Below are 13,571 nucleotides of genomic sequence, written 5' to 3' on the forward strand. Positions count from 1 at the left end.
GCCCTGCGCCGGGTGCCAATGTGGGAAACCTCCAAGACGCACCCGAGGGGCGTTGGCCCGCGGCACAGACTTCCGCGACGACTCCTCCCGGGTGCGGGTCGGCGCTCCCCGGCGCGTTACGGTGAGCCGTGCCCACCATCACGAAGGTCCTCGTCGCGAACCGCGGCGAGATCGCCGTCCGCATCGCCCGCGCCTGCGCCGACGCCGGCATCGCCTCGGTCGCGGTGTACGCCGACCCGGACCGCCAGGCCCTGCACGTCCAGCTGGCCGACGAGGCGTTCGCCCTGGAGGGCGTGCGCGCGGCCGACACCTACCTGGACGTGGCGAAGCTGCTCGACGTCGCCCGCCGGTCGGGCGCGGACGCCGTGCACCCGGGCTACGGGTTCCTGTCGGAGAACGCGACGTTCGCGCAGGCGGTCATGGACGCGGGCCTGACGTGGATCGGCCCGCCCCCGGCGGCGATCGAGGCTCTCGGCGACAAGGTGAGCGCGCGGCACATCGCCGACCGTGCGGGCGCCCCGCTGGTCCCGGGCACGAAGGACCCCGTCGCGGACGCCGCCGAGGTGCGGGCGTTCGCCGCCGAGCACGGGCTGCCCGTCGCGATCAAGGCGGCGTTCGGCGGTGGCGGGCGCGGCCTGAAGGTGGCGCGCACCCACGACGAGATCGACGAGCTGTACGACTCCGCGGTCCGCGAGGCCGTGGCGGCGTTCGGTCGGGGCGAGTGCTTCGTCGAGCGGTACCTGGACAGGCCGCGCCACGTGGAGACGCAGTGCCTCGCCGACGCCCACGGCAACGTCGTGGTGGTCTCGACGCGCGACTGCTCGCTGCAGCGCCGTCACCAGAAGCTGGTCGAGGAGGCGCCCGCGCCGTTCCTCACGCCCGAGCAGAACGCCGAGCTGGACCGCGCCTCGAAGGCGATCCTGCGCGAGGCCGGCTACGTCGGGGCGGGCACCTGCGAGTTCCTGGTGGGCCTCGACGGCACCCTGTCGTTCCTCGAGGTCAACACCCGGCTCCAGGTGGAGCACCCGGTGACGGAGGAGGTCACGGGCATCGACCTGGTGCGCGAGCAGCTCCGCATCGCCGCGGGCGAGCCGCTCGGCTACGACGCCACCACGGTGCGGGGGCACTCGCTCGAGTTCCGCATCAACGGTGAGGACCCGGCCGCCGGGTTCCTGCCCGCACCGGGCACCATCTCGACGCTGCGCTGGCCGTCCGGGCCGGGCGTGCGCGTCGACACGGGCGTGGTCGAGGGCGACGCCGTCTCGGGCATGTTCGACTCGATGATCGCCAAGCTGATCGTCACGGGTGCGACGCGCACGCAGGCGGTCGAGCGGGCCCGCCGCGCCCTGCGCGAGCTGGAGGTCGCCGGCATCCCCACGGTCGTGCCGTTCCACCGGGCGGTGCTGGAGGCCGAGGCGTTCGTCCCGTCCGCGGGCGAGGACGCCACCACGTTCGGCGTGCACACCCGCTGGATCGAGACGGAGTTCACCGACGAGCTCGCCGCGCTGGCACCCGCCGCCCCGGCCGAGCCCGCCGTCGAGGACGAGCCCGAGTCCGCGCCGGAGCGCGTCGTCGTCGAGGTCGGCGGACGCCGCCTGGAGGTCGTGCTGCCCGCCGGGTTGGGCATGTCCCGTCCGCGTGCGGCGGGCGCCGCCCGGGGCGGACGCCGTCCGGTCCGGCGCAACGGGCGCGGGGGCGCCTCGGCGGCGAGCGGTGCGACGCTCGCCTCGCCCATGCAGGGCACCATCGTCAAGGTGGCGGTCGCCGAGGGCGACACCGTGGCCGAGGGCGATCTCGTCGTCGTGCTGGAGGCGATGAAGATGGAGCAGCCGCTGGTGGCGCACCGGGCCGGCGTCGTGCGCGGCCTGGCCCTGGAGCCGGGCGCGGGCGTCACCGCCGGCGCCGCGATCTGCGACATCGTCGACGCCTGACCGGGCTCGTCCCGCACGAGAGGGCCGCCCTGCCGCGTTCGGCAGGACGGCCCTCTCGCCTTCCGGGGACGTGCCGACGGCTTCAGCCGGTCGTGGTCCCGGACGTCGGCACCACGTCGCCGGCCCCCGCGTCCGCGTCCGCGTCCGCGTCGGCCACCGGACGCGAGACCGCGGCCAGGGACCGCCGGGCGGACGGGATCGCGAGGACGACGAGCACGAACGCGGTGAGCAGCGCACCGGCGAGCACGAGCAGGCTCTCGACCGAGTACCGGTCGGCGAGCGGCCCGAAGGCGACCATGCTGAGCGGCATCGCCACGGTCATGACGATGCCGACGAACCCGAAGACGCGGCCCTGCATCTCCGGCTCCACGGTCTCCTGGAGGATCGCCATGGCGGGCGCCGACATCAGCGTGAACGACGTGCCGACCAGCAGGCCGAGGACGAAGAACACCCACATGTTGGTGGCCAGCCCCAGCCCGGCGGTGAACACGCCCGCGGAGAGCACGACCCCGACGATGAGTCCCATCCGGTTGGTCACGCGCGGCCCGACCGCCGCCATCGCGATCCCGCCGAGCAGCATCCCGACGGCCCAGAAGATCTCGTTCGCGGTGAGCTTCCAGACCTCGTCCCCGAACGTGCGGGTCACCATCAGCGGCGTGAGGTAGGACGGCGCCCCGACGAGCACCATGGTCACGGCGAACACGGTCATCAGCCACTTCACGGGGCCGTGGGAGCGGATGTACCGCACGCCCGCGGCGAGGTCGCCGAAGTAGCTCGGCGGCGCCGCGGCGTCGGCGCGCACCAGCCGGGGCACCCGGACGGCCAGGAGCAGCCCGACGCCGATCAGCGCGGTGACGACGTCGATGAAGAACACCGCGACGATGTCGAAGTTCGCGTAGATCGCGGCCGCGACCACCGGGGCGAGCAGCATCATCCCGGACTGGATGGTCTGGTTGACGCCGTTGACGCGGATGAGCTGCGAGGCGGGCACGATCTGCGGGATCATCGCGCTCACCGCCGGGGTCTGGATGCCCGCGAAGGTGGAGCGGACCGCCAGCGCCGCGTAGATGACCCACAGGTCGTCGACGCCGGACACCATGAGCAGCGCGAGGGCGAGCGTCGCGACCGCGATGGCGGAGTCCGCGCCGATGATGAGGAGCTTGCGGTGGTGCCGGTCGGCCCACACGCCGCCGAAGATCGAGACGAACGCCTGCGGCAGCATGCCGAACACGATGCTCAGCATGAGTACCGACCCGGACTGCGTGGTGATGGTCAGGTGCCACATGACGGCGTACTGGACGAGCATCGAGCCCAGCAGGGACACCGTCTGGCCGGTGAGGAAGACCGAGACGTTCCGCACCCACCCGGGGTGCTCAGCACCGTCGGTCGGGGCGGGCGGCTCGGCGGGGGCGGGCGGCTCGGCGGGGGCGGGTCCGGTCATGGCGGTGCTCTCTCGTCCTGGTGGGGCGTGACGTCGTGGTGCGCCAGGTGGCGCGGGCGGTGCGCCTACTCTCGCCGGTAGCCTGGCCGGGTGCCAAGTCCAATTCCGCCCCGGGACGCGCCGCACCGGCACGCCGGTGACGGCTGGGTGGAGTGCGGCGACCACCGGCACTGGGGCCTGCACGGTGCGGCAGGGCTGTTCCTCGTCCGCCGGGAGACCGCGGTCGACGGCGTGCGGCGGGTGACCGACGTCGTGCTGCAGCACCGGGCGGTCTGGTCGCACGAGGGCGGCACCTGGGGGATCCCGGGCGGCGCCGTCGCGCCCGACGAGTCCGCGGAGGCGGGCGCGCTGCGCGAGGCCGGCGAGGAGGCGGGCGTCGACCCGGCAGCGGTGCGGGTCCTCGGCGAGCACCTGCTGGACCACGGCCCCTGGTCGTACACGACGGTCGTCGCGGAGGTCGCGCCGGGCGCCCGGGTGGACCCGGCGGCCACGGACGCGGAGAGCATCGCGGTGCGCTGGGTGCCGGTCGATGAGGTCCCCGCGCTGCCCCTGCACCCCGCGTTCGCGGCCGCCGTCGCGGACCTGCTCGCGGTGGCGTCCACGGCCTGAACCCGCTCGGGCGGGCCGCCGGGACGTCAGCGGGGCTGCACCTGCCCGTGCAGCACGCGCGCCGCCTCACCGATGGTGCCGGTGAGCGACGGGTACACGGTGAACGCCTCGGACACGTCGTCCACGGTGAGGCGGTGCGACACCGCGAGGGTCACCGGGAAGATGAGCTCGCTGGCGCGCGGCCCGACGACGACCCCGCCGAGCACCACGCCGGCCTCGGGGTGCGCGAACAGCTTGACGAACCCGTCGCGCACGCCGTGCATCTTGGCGCGCGGGTTGCGGGCGAGCGGCAGGGTCGTGGTGACGTAGCGGGAGCCCTGCGCCCGCAGGCGCTGCTCGGAGTAGCCGACGGTCGCGATCTCGGGCGCGGTGAAGATGTTCGCCGCGACGTTGCCGAGGTGCAGGGGCGCCACGGCGTCGCCGAGAGCGTGCGCCATCGCGACGCGTCCCTGGGTCGCCGCGACCGACGCGAGCGGCAGCACCCCCGTGCAGTCGCCGGCCGCGTACACGCCGCGCACCGACGTCCGCGACACCTTGTCGACGGCGATGTGGCCCGAGTCCGTGAGGCGGACGCCCGCCTCCTCCAGGCCGATGCCCGCGGTGTTCGGCACGCCGCCGACCGCGACGAGGACGTGCGTGCCCTCGACCGTGCGCCCGTCGGTGAGCGTCACGACGACGCCGTCGGCGGTGCGCTCGGCCGACGCGGCGCGGGAGCGGGACATGACGGTCATGCCGCGCGCCCGGAAGACGCCCTCCAGGAGCTCGGCGGCGTCCTCGTCCTCGCCCGGCAGCACGCGGTCGCGCGAGGAGACGAGCACGACGTCCGACCCGAGCGCCAGGTACGCGCCCGCGAACTCCGCGCCGGTCACTCCCGACCCGACGACGATCAGCCGCTCCGGCAGCTCGTCCAGGTCGTAGAGCTGGGTCCAGGTGAGGATGCGCTCGCCGTCGGGCTCCGCCGTCGCCAGGGTGCGCGGGGTGGCACCCGTCGCGACGAGCACGATGTCGGCGTCGAGCTCGACGTCCGGTCCGCCGTCGGACGGCGACGCCACGACCCGTCCGGGTCCGTCGAGTCGACCCGCGCCGTCCACGACCGTGACGCCCTCGCGCTCCAGGCGGGCGCGGATGTCGGCCGACTGCGCGGCCGCGAGCGCCAGCACGCGCGTGTTGACGGCCTCGAGGTCGACGAGCTCGCGGCGGGCCCTCTGACCGTCGGCCGGGGAGACGGGCGCGACGCCGGTGCGGATGCCGAGCTCGGGCGCGGACTCGGCGATCGTCAGCCACTCGGCGGTCGCGATGAGCGTCTTGGACGGCACGACGTCGGTCAGGACCGCCGCGCCGCCGAGCCCGGCCCGCTCCACGACGGTGACGGTCGCGCCGGCGCGCCGCGCCACCAGCGCGGCCTCGTACCCGCCGGGCCCGCCACCGAGGACGACGACGCTCTGGTTGGGACCGGCGAAGGATGCGTTCTGATCGGGCACGCGCCCATTGTGGCAGCCCCGGCAGGTGGCCGCGGGCGGAGATAGTCTCGGCCCATGAGCACCGACGCCCCCTCGACCCTCGATCTCGACGACCCCGCGACGGACCCCTTCGACGTCGCCCGCGCCGCCGCGGACCACATCGCCACCGCCACCGGGGTGTCCGGCCACGACGTGGCCCTCGTCCTCGGATCCGGCTGGGGAGGTGCCGCCGAGCTGGTCGGCGAGGTCGTCGCGGAGATCCCCACGCACGAGATCCCGGGCTTCTCGCGGGCGTCGGTGGAGGGTCACCGGTCGACGACCCGCTCGATCCGCGTGGAGCGGCCCGACGGCTCCACCCGCCACGCGCTGGTCATCGGCAGCCGCACCCACCTCTACGAGGGCAAGGGTGTGCGCCGGGTGGCGCACGGCGTGCGCACGGCCGCCGCGACGGGCTGCAGCGCCGTCGTCCTGACGAACGGCTGTGGTGGACTCCACATCTCGTGGCGTCCCGGCCAGCCGGTGCTGCTCAAGGACCACATCAACCTGACGGCCACCTCCCCGCTGGAGGGTGCGACGTTCGTCGACCTGACCGACCTGTACTCCCCGCGGCTGCGCGACGTCGCCCGCTCCGTCGACCCCGAGCTCCCGGAGGGCGTGTACGCCCAGTTCCCCGGCCCGCACTACGAGACGCCGGCCGAGGTGAAGATGGCCGGGATCATGGGCGCCGACCTGGTCGGCATGTCCACCACGCTGGAGGCCGTCGCGGCGCGGCACTGCGGCATGGAGGTCCTCGGGATCTCGCTGGTGACGAACCTGGCGGCCGGGATCAGCCCGGAGCCGCTGTCGCACGCCGAGGTGCTCGAGGCGGGCCAGGCCGCCGGCCCGCGCATCAGCGAGCTGCTCGCCCGGATCGTCCGGGCGATCTGAGGGAGGCACGATGGCCGAGTCCATGGAGTCCCTGCTGGCGCGCGTCGAGACGTGGATCCGGCACGACGTCGACGACGGTGACGCGGACGAGCTCACCCGGCTCGTGGAGCGCGCGACCGCCGACGACGGCACGCGGTTCCCGCGGTCCCTCGCGGAGCTGCGGGACCGGTTCGACGGCACCCTGGAGTTCGGCACGGCCGGGCTGCGCGGGGCGATGGCCGCCGGGCCGAACCGGATGAACCGTGCCGTGGTGACCCGTGCGGCGGCAGGTCTCGGCGCGTACCTGACCGACACGCTCGGTCCGGGTTCGGGCCCGCGCGTCGTCATCGGCTACGACGCCCGGCACCGGTCGTCGGACTTCGCGCACGACACCGCGGCGGTCCTCGCGGCGGCCGGTGCGGAGGTGCTGCTGCTGCCCGCGCCGCTGCCCACCCCCGTGCTGGCGTTCGCCGTCCGGAGGCTCGACGCGGACGCGGGGGTCATGGTCACGGCGAGCCACAACCCGGCGGCCGACAACGGCTACAAGGTGTACCTGGGCGGCCGGGTGGTCGCCGACGACGGGCAGGGCGCGCAGATCGTGCCCCCGCACGACGCCGGGATCGCCGAGCGGATCGCCGCCGTCGGGCCCGCCGACTCGGTGCCGCGCGCCGAGGGCGGGTGGGCGGTGCTGGACCGGGACGTCGTGGAGGCCTATCTCACCTCGCTGGTGCCGCTGCGCACGGCGGGCGCGGACGCCGCGGCCGCCCTGCGGGTCGTCACGACGTCGCTGCACGGCGTGGGCGGCCGGGTGCTGGCCCGGGCGTTGGCCGACGCCGGGTTCACGCACGTCGCCCCGGTCGAGGAGCAGGCGGCACCCGATCCCGACTTCCCGTCGGTGGCGTTCCCCAACCCGGAGGAGACCGGGGCGATCGACCTCGCGCTCGGGCTGGCGCAGGACTGGGGGGCCGACGTCGTCATCGCGAACGACCCGGACGCCGACCGGTGCGCGGTGGCCGTGCGCGACGTGACGCTCGGGACGCACCTGGGCGTCGAGACGGCGCGGTCGAGCGGGTGGCGGATGCTGCACGGCGACGAGGTCGGCATGCTGCTCGGCGCGGAGGCCGTCGCCGGGGCGGTCGCCCGCCCGGGCACGACGGTCGCGAGCTCGGTGGTGTCGTCGCGGGCGCTCGGCCGGATCGCGGCCGACGCCGGCGTGGAGCACGTCACGACGCTGACGGGCTTCAAGTGGATCTCCCGCACGCCGGGCCTCGTGTTCGGCTACGAGGAGGCGCTCGGCTACTGCGTGGACCCGGCGAGCGTGCGCGACAAGGACGGCATCAGCGCCGCCGTCGTCGTCGCCGGGCTCGCCGCGCGCCTCAAGGCGGACGGTCGCACGCTGGTGGACGCGCTCGACGACGTCGCCCGCGCGCACGGGTTGTACGTCACCGACCAGCTCTCGGCCCGGTTCGACGACCTGGAGCAGATCCCCGCGACCATGGCGCGCCTGCGCTCCGCTCCCCCGGCGACGCTGGGCGGATCGACCGTGCACACCGTCGTGGACCTCGCCGACGGCTACGACGGTCTGCCGCCCACCGACGGCATGCTGCTGCTGGCCGAGGACCACACCCGCGTGATCGTGCGCCCGTCCGGCACCGAGCCGAAGGTGAAGTGCTACCTGGAGGTCGTCACCCCGGTGGCGGTCGACGCGTCCGCCCTGGACGTCGGGCACGCCCGGGTCGCCGCGCGCGAGCGGCTCGTGGCCCTGAAGAAGGAGCTCACCGCGGCGCTCGGCCTCTGACTGGTCGCCACACTCCCTGGGGTGGCAACGAGCGTGCAGACCTGGTACCTCATCCGGCGCGATGAGGTACCAAGTCTGCACGCTCGTTGCATACCCGGGGGCGGTGTCAGAGGGTCGCGTCGTCCTGCTCGACGGCGGCGTTCCAGTCCCGCTTGGCGGCCCGCCACGCCTCGTCGTCGTGGCCGAGCCGCCAGTAGCCCGAGGCCGACAGCCGGTCGGTGCCGACCGCGAGCTCGGCGCGCGCCCAGCGGCGCAGGGCGCGCACGCACCCGGCCTCGCCGTGCAGGAAGGCGTGCGGGACGCCGTCCGGCAGGTCGCCCGCGGCGTGCGCGGCCCGCACGGCGTCCTCGAGCCGGACCGTCCCCCGGTGGACCCAGACGAGCGTGAGGTCGGCGGCGGTGGTGAGCGGCTGCTCGTCGGCGGACCCGGGCACCTCGACGAACGCCACGGCGCGGGCCCCCGCGGGCAGCGCCTCGACCGCGGCGGCGATCGCCGGCAGGGCGGAGTCGTCGCCCACCAGCAGGTGCCACGGCGCCGTCGGGTCCGGCGCGTACCCGCCGCCCGGTCCCAGGAACGTGACCTCCTCGCCGGGCTGCACGCGGGCCGCCCACGGACCGCCCAGCCCGACGTCGCCGTGCACGACGAGGTCGAGGTCCCACCCGTCGTCGCGCACCGCGCGGATCGTGTAGGTCCGCACCACGGGGCGGGCACCCTCGACCGGCGGCGGGCCCAGGACGAGCTTGACGTACCGGTCGGTGTGCTCGGTGACGTCGAGCGCGGCGAGCGCGGGCCCGGCGATGGTCACCCGCACCATGTGCTCGGTGAGCCACCGCACGGCGGTGACCGTCGCGCGGTGGGGGGTGCCGCGCCGGGGCGGTCCGGGGCGGTCGGTCGTCTGCGTCGAGGTGTCCATCACAGGTGAGCCTAACCTCCGGCCCGGTCCCGTCGTCAGGAGACCTGCATCACACGGGGGCCGAGCCCTGCTCAGCCCCGCTCCGCGCGCCGCACGGCGGCGACGGCCCATCCCCCGGCCACGACCGCGGCGAGGAGCACCGCGCCGGTCGCGGACCGGGTCGTCGACCAGGCCACCGCACCCACCACCAGCCACCCGCGCAGGTACCAGGCGGCGACGACGAGCGCCGAGAGGTCCCCCGTCGGGCCCACCGTCGGGGTGAACAGCCCCGGCGGCACGGTCGTCGCACCCGCCACCCCTACGCGCGCGCCGAGCACCGCCACGACCACCGCCCCGACGGCGGGACCGGCCCCAGGCCCGGCGACTCCCGCCGGTGCCGCGAGCACGACCCCGGCGGCGGCCACCACGATCCCGACGACGACCGGTACCGCGGCGTGCCCGGCCACCTGACGCCCGGGCCCCTGCGGCAGCAGCCCGCCCGGGACCGGCTGGGAGGCCATCGCCTCCAGGCCTCGGGTCCAGGTGGCGGACGCCGCGTAGAACGCCAGGGCCCCGACGACGGCGACCAGCGCCGCGGCGTCGGCGACCGCCACCGCGGCGGCGCCCAGCACCCCGACGAGGACGGACCCGGCCAGGCCGACCGGCCGGCGGCGCAGGCCGAGGACGTCGCGGGCGACCACCGGCGAGACCCGCAGCAGCCGGGCGGACAGCTCGGCCCGGTGCCGACGCGCGGGAGAAGTGGCCGGCCGGAGCCCGCTCGCGTCCCCGGCGGCCAGGCCGACCCCCGTGGTCCGGGCGATCGCCCCGGCAGCGGCCGTCGCGTCCGGGTCCACGGCCGCAGGGAGCACCCCCAGGACGAGCCAGGCGGCGACGGCCGCGACCGCGACGCTCCACCCGACCACGACCGCGGGCGGCCCGGCCGACGACGTCGCGACACCCGGTCCGGCGCATCCGGCGGGGTCCACGCAGAGCTCGGCCACCGCCGGGGCCGCGTCGACCGTCAGGCCGGGCCCGACGACGGCCACGACCGCGGCGACGACGACCACGCTCACCGCGACCGGCACCGCGACGGCACGCCATCGCGGGCACTGGGCCGCGACCCCGATCGCCACCGGTGCGAGCGCGATCCCGGCGGCGCACGCCGCCCAGCCGATCAGCTCCCCCGCGGAGGCCGGCCGGACCAGGGCGGACGCCAGGGCGGACCCGACGACCGTCCCCAGCACGGCGGCGAGGGCGAGCACGAGGGCACCGCGTCGCCACAGCACGGTCCGGGGACGCCAGACCCCGACCAGGGCGTACCGCGCGTCGGGCGCGGACACCCACAGCGGCAGTCCCGCACGCGGCAGGGCCAGGGCTCCGAGCCCCGCCACCGCGACGAGCGCCACCCCGGCCACCATGAGGGCGTCCGTCCCGGACCCGCCGCCGACCGTGCCCGCGGCCCGCCCCAGCGACGTCCCGGCCTGCTCGATCGCGACCCAGCCCATCGGCACGTACATCAGCGCGACGAGCACCAGCCCGTACAGCAGGGAGAGCCGCTCCCCGTGACCGCCGTCGCCCTGGCGTCGTGCGCCGCGGGCGCGCAGCGCGCGGACCCAGCGCCGCCACCGCCCGTAGGGCACGAGACGTTGCGGGTCGAGGCCGCCGGGAACGGGTCCGGGGGACGGCGCCGGGGAGGCGGGGACGGCGGCGGGACGGCCCGGTGGGTTCTCGTCGCTCATCGTGCGGGCGCGGCGAGCTCGACGACGGGGCCGCGGTCGGCGAGCGCGTCGCGCAGCCCGGGGTCGTGCGTGGCGGCGAGGACGGTCCGCCCGCGGTCCAGCGCGGCGAGCACGAGGCGCCGGGCGACGTCGCGCCAGACGGCGTCGAGGCGCTGCTCGGGCTCGTCGAGCAGCACCAGGGCGGCGGGGCGGTAGAGGGTGAGGGCGAGCGCGAAGAGCTGCGACTCCCCCGACGACAGCTCGCCGGGGTACTGGTCGCGCACGCGCTCGAGGTGCGCACCCGCGAGGGCCTCGTCGACCCCGGGCCCCGGGTGGTGCCCGCCCCACGCGACCTCGACGAGCCGCAGGTGCTCGGCCACGGTCAGGTCGGGGTAGGTGGGTGCGGCGCCCAGCAGCCGGGACACCTGGGTGCGGCGGCGCAGCCGCGCGTCGACGGCGGCCAGGCCCAGCACGGTCACCGTGCCGGCGGTCGGGGTGTCGGTGCCCGCGACGAGCCGCAGGAGGGTGGACTTGCCCGCCCCGTTGGCGCCGACGACGGCCGCCCCCTGCCCGGCTCCGAGGCACAGCGACGTCGGGGCGAGCACCTGGACGGTGCCGTGGGTGCGGGAGGCGGCGGTGACCTCGACCAGCGCGTTCACCCGGTCGAGGCTACCGCCGCCCGGCTCAGTAGCCGCTGCCGGCGTCCGGCGCGGCCTGGTCGCCGTCGAAGCCGGCGAGCACCGCCGCGGTGCCGGACAGCCCGAGCCGGGTCGCCCCGGCGGCGATCATGGCCTGGGCGTCGGCCAGCGTCCGGACCCCGCCGGAGGCCTTGACGCCGAGACGCCCGCCCACGGTGGCGGCCATGAGCCCCACGGCGTGCACGGAGGCACCGCCGGCCGGGTGGAAGCCGGTCGACGTCTTGACGAAGTCGGCGCCCGCGGCCTCGGCGGCGCGGCACACCGCGACGATCTCGTCGTCGGTCAGCGCCGCGGACTCGATGATGACCTTGAGGACCTTGTCCGCCGGGACGGCGGCGCGCACGGCCGCGACGTCCGCCTGGACGAGGTCGAACCCGCCGGCCTTCGCCGCGCCGACGTCGATCACCATGTCGACCTCGTCGGCGCCGTCCAGGACGGAGCGCGCGGCCTCGGCGGCCTTGATGTCGCTCGCGTGCTTGCCCGACGGGAACCCGCACACGGTGGCCACGGCGAGGCGTCCCGCGGCGGTCTCGACGGCGTGCGCCACGAACGTCGGCGACACGCACACGGAGAACACGCCGAGCGCGGCGCCCTCCTCGACGAGCGCGGTGACGTCGGCGGGCGTCGCCTCGGGCTTGAGCAACGTGTGGTCGACGTACGCGGCCAGCTCGGCCGCCGTCGTCGGCGTGCGCACCTGGCTCATCGCAGGGCCCCCTCGACCTTCTGGTAGCCGGGCAGGATGACGTCGTCGACGAGGGCGCGGCGCTCGTCGTGGTGCAGGAAAGCGCTCCACGCGGCCGTCAGCGTGACGTCGGCGAGGTCGTCGATCGTCCAGCCCGCCTCGGAGACCAGCAGACGCATCTCGTGCGACAGCGACGTGCGCGACATGAGGCGGTTGTCGGTGTTGAGCGTGACCGCGAAGTCGAGCTCCTTGAGCCGCGTGATCGGGTGGTCCGCGACCGAGGTGGCGCCGGGCGCCGCGTCCGTCTGGAGGTTCGACACCGGGCACACCTCGAGGACGATCTGGTGGTCGCGGACCCAGTGGGCCAGCGGACCGAGCTCGGCGGTGCGGTCGTGCTCCGACAGCCGCACGTCCTCCATGATGCGCACGCCGTGGCCGAGGCGGTCCGCCTGGCCCAGGTGGACGGCCTGGGAGATGGAGGCGAGCCCGGAGGCCTCGCCCGCGTGGATCGTCGTCGGGAAGTTCTGCTCCGCCAGGAACCGCCACACCCCGGCGTGCCGGTCGGGGGCGAACCCGTCCTCGGCGCCCGCGATGTCGAAGCCGACGACGCCCGCGTCGCGGTAGGCGACGGCGAGCTCGGCGATCTCCTGCCAGCGGTCGGCGTGGCGCATCGCGGTGACGAGCTGGCCGACGCGGATCGTGCGGCCCGCCGCGGCGGCCTCGCGCACACCCGCGTCGATGCCCGCCTGGACGGCCTCGACCGTCTCCGGCAGCGTCATGCCGCGCTGGACGTGCTGCTCCGGCGCCCAGCGCTGCTCGGCGTAGACGACGCCGTCCGCGGCGAGGTCCAGCACCGCCTCCTTGGCGACGCGGGCCAGCGCCTCGGGGGTCTGCATGACCGCGATGGTGTGGTCGAACGTCTCCAGGTAGCGGGGCAGCGAACCGGAGTCCGCGGCGGCCTGGAACCAGTCGCCCAGGGACTCGGCGTCGTGGGCGGGCAGGTCGTGCCCGACGGCGGCCGCCAGCTCCAGGACGGTCTGCGGGCGCAGCCCGCCGTCCAGGTGGTCGTGCAGGAGGACCTTGGGCAGGTCGGGGATCGCGTCGAGGAGGGCTTGCGTCATGGTGCCCAACCTACCGGCGCGCCGGAGCCGCTGCCGTCCCGTCGGGCCCCGCCGTGGCGGGGCTCACCCCGCCTCGGGGTCGTCCGGTCCGTCGGGGACGACGCTCGCCTGCTCGGCCACGTCCGCCTCGTCCGCGGACCCGTCGAGGTCCGGGCGGGGCGTCCCCGGCCGGTACTCCTCGGCGTCGGGGACGGTGGGCGGCGCGGGGGCGCGCGAGGTCTCGTCGACCAGGCTCGTCACCTCGTCGGGTTCCTCCAGCCCGGCGTCGCGCCAGGCGTCGGACGGCGTCGTGGTCATGCCGCCATCGTGACCCGC

General features: G+C 75.9%; 12 protein-coding genes. 4 read left to right on the top strand and 8 right to left on the bottom strand.

Annotated features, from left to right (window positions below; all coding sequences use genetic code 11):
* Positions 1-128: 128 nt before the first annotated feature.
* The gene (locus I598_RS06525) at positions 129-1,931 is read left to right on the top strand and encodes an acetyl/propionyl/methylcrotonyl-CoA carboxylase subunit alpha (protein WP_068202270.1); all 1,803 of its coding nucleotides are present in this window, start codon (positions 129-131) and stop codon (positions 1,929-1,931) included.
* Positions 1,932-2,013: 82 nt separating this feature from the next.
* Here the strand turns inward: I598_RS06525 and I598_RS06530 are convergent, their stop codons facing one another.
* On the bottom strand, positions 2,014-3,372 hold the full coding sequence (locus I598_RS06530; protein WP_083972972.1) for an MFS transporter: 1,359 nt from the start codon (positions 3,370-3,372) through the stop codon (positions 2,014-2,016).
* Between the two features lie 90 nt (positions 3,373-3,462).
* Here I598_RS06530 and I598_RS06535 point away from each other — a divergent pair, with 90 nt between their 5' ends.
* Positions 3,463-3,981: an NUDIX domain-containing protein gene (locus I598_RS06535; protein ID WP_232314282.1), complete on the top strand. Its 519-nt coding sequence runs from the start codon at positions 3,463-3,465 to the stop codon at positions 3,979-3,981.
* Between the two features lie 26 nt (positions 3,982-4,007).
* Here I598_RS06535 and I598_RS06540 read toward each other — a convergent pair whose 3' ends face one another.
* Entirely contained in the window at positions 4,008-5,462 is a 1,455-nt protein-coding gene (locus tag I598_RS06540) for an NAD(P)H-quinone dehydrogenase (protein WP_068202271.1), read from the bottom strand.
* Between the two features lie 54 nt (positions 5,463-5,516).
* Between I598_RS06540 and I598_RS06545 the strand changes: the two genes are divergently transcribed.
* Both I598_RS06545 and I598_RS06550 read left to right on the top strand, forming a co-directional pair.
* The gene (locus I598_RS06545) at positions 5,517-6,368 is read left to right on the top strand and encodes a purine-nucleoside phosphorylase (protein WP_068202272.1); all 852 of its coding nucleotides are present in this window, start codon (positions 5,517-5,519) and stop codon (positions 6,366-6,368) included.
* A 10-nt stretch (positions 6,369-6,378) separates the two neighbouring features.
* Complete coding sequence (locus I598_RS06550) at positions 6,379-8,145, top strand: phospho-sugar mutase (protein WP_068202273.1); 1,767 nt, start codon at positions 6,379-6,381, stop codon at positions 8,143-8,145.
* A 106-nt stretch (positions 8,146-8,251) separates the two neighbouring features.
* On the opposite strand, the gene I598_RS06555 is transcribed toward I598_RS06550, so the two are convergent.
* From I598_RS06555 to I598_RS06580, 6 genes are all read right to left on the bottom strand, one after another.
* Positions 8,252-9,058: a siderophore-interacting protein gene (locus tag I598_RS06555; protein ID WP_068202274.1), complete on the bottom strand. Its 807-nt coding sequence runs from the start codon at positions 9,056-9,058 to the stop codon at positions 8,252-8,254.
* Between the two features lie 71 nt (positions 9,059-9,129).
* Positions 9,130-10,776, bottom strand: a complete 1,647-nt coding sequence (locus I598_RS06560; protein ID WP_157557171.1) for a hypothetical protein — start codon at positions 10,774-10,776, stop codon at positions 9,130-9,132.
* On the bottom strand, positions 10,773-11,414 hold the full coding sequence (locus tag I598_RS06565; protein ID WP_068202276.1) for an ABC transporter ATP-binding protein: 642 nt from the start codon (positions 11,412-11,414) through the stop codon (positions 10,773-10,775). The genes I598_RS06560 and I598_RS06565 overlap by 4 nt, the downstream gene beginning before the upstream one ends.
* A 25-nt stretch (positions 11,415-11,439) precedes the next feature.
* Positions 11,440-12,156 carry a deoxyribose-phosphate aldolase gene (gene deoC, locus I598_RS06570; protein ID WP_068202277.1) on the bottom strand — a complete coding sequence of 239 codons (717 nt, stop codon included), beginning with the start codon at positions 12,154-12,156 and terminating at the stop codon, positions 11,440-11,442.
* A complete protein-coding gene (locus I598_RS06575; RefSeq protein WP_068202278.1) occupies positions 12,153-13,256 on the bottom strand; it encodes an adenosine deaminase in 1,104 nt (367 codons plus the stop codon). Before I598_RS06575 ends, deoC begins: the two co-directional genes overlap by 4 nt.
* Positions 13,257-13,319: 63 nt before the next feature.
* Positions 13,320-13,553, bottom strand: coding sequence for a hypothetical protein (locus I598_RS06580; protein WP_068202279.1), 234 nt, complete (start codon positions 13,551-13,553; stop codon positions 13,320-13,322).
* Positions 13,554-13,571 lie beyond the last annotated feature (18 nt).

The sequence above is a fragment of the Isoptericola dokdonensis DS-3 genome (genome assembly GCF_001636295.1).
Taxonomy (GTDB): Bacteria; Actinomycetota; Actinomycetes; order Actinomycetales; family Cellulomonadaceae; genus Isoptericola; species Isoptericola dokdonensis.

What these genes read in the sequence shown, in the direction of transcription:
- I598_RS06580 (WP_068202279.1), bottom strand. Translation starts at nt 13,553, where the DNA reads ATGACCACGACGCCGTCCGACGCCTGGCGCGACGCCGGGCTGGAGGAA.
- I598_RS06550 (WP_068202273.1), top strand. Translation starts at nt 6,379, where the DNA reads ATGGCCGAGTCCATGGAGTCCCTGCTGGCGCGCGTCGAGACGTGGATC.
- deoC (WP_068202277.1), bottom strand. Translation starts at nt 12,156, where the DNA reads ATGAGCCAGGTGCGCACGCCGACGACGGCGGCCGAGCTGGCCGCGTAC.
- I598_RS06555 (WP_068202274.1), bottom strand. Translation starts at nt 9,058, where the DNA reads ATGGACACCTCGACGCAGACGACCGACCGCCCCGGACCGCCCCGGCGC.
- I598_RS06560 (WP_157557171.1), bottom strand. Translation starts at nt 10,776, where the DNA reads ATGAGCGACGAGAACCCACCGGGCCGTCCCGCCGCCGTCCCCGCCTCC.
- I598_RS06545 (WP_068202272.1), top strand. Translation starts at nt 5,517, where the DNA reads ATGAGCACCGACGCCCCCTCGACCCTCGATCTCGACGACCCCGCGACG.
- I598_RS06575 (WP_068202278.1), bottom strand. Translation starts at nt 13,256, where the DNA reads ATGACGCAAGCCCTCCTCGACGCGATCCCCGACCTGCCCAAGGTCCTC.
- I598_RS06530 (WP_083972972.1), bottom strand. Translation starts at nt 3,372, where the DNA reads ATGACCGGACCCGCCCCCGCCGAGCCGCCCGCCCCCGCCGAGCCGCCC.